The 267-nt window shown below is 48.3% G+C and carries 1 tRNA gene; it reads right to left on the reverse strand.

The annotated features are described in order from the left end of the window. Positions 1 to 75 precede the first annotated feature (75 nt). Positions 76 to 152, reverse strand: a tRNA-Ile gene (locus AB1471_RS17430). Positions 153 to 267: the final 115 nt, after the last annotated feature.

A 267-nucleotide genomic window follows, 5' to 3' on the forward strand; every position in this document is an offset into this window, starting at 1 on the left:
CGCTGACCTCCTGCGTGCAAGGCAGGCGCTCTCCCAGCTGAGCTAAGGCCCCATAGGATTATTTATAGGAGTATATGGTGGGCCTAAGTGGACTCGAACCACCGACCTCACGCTTATCAGGCGTGCGCTCTAACCAGCTGAGCTATAGGCCCCTATCTTACCTATGTATTTATTGAGTTCAATGACATTGAACCCTCAAAACCAAACAACCAAAACGTCATACGTTAACTTTATTGTTGCATTCCGACCTGCCATAAATGACTCAGC

This window comes from Jeotgalibacillus marinus (genome assembly GCF_040801915.1).
Classification (GTDB): domain Bacteria; phylum Bacillota; class Bacilli; order Bacillales; family Jeotgalibacillaceae; genus Jeotgalibacillus; species Jeotgalibacillus marinus.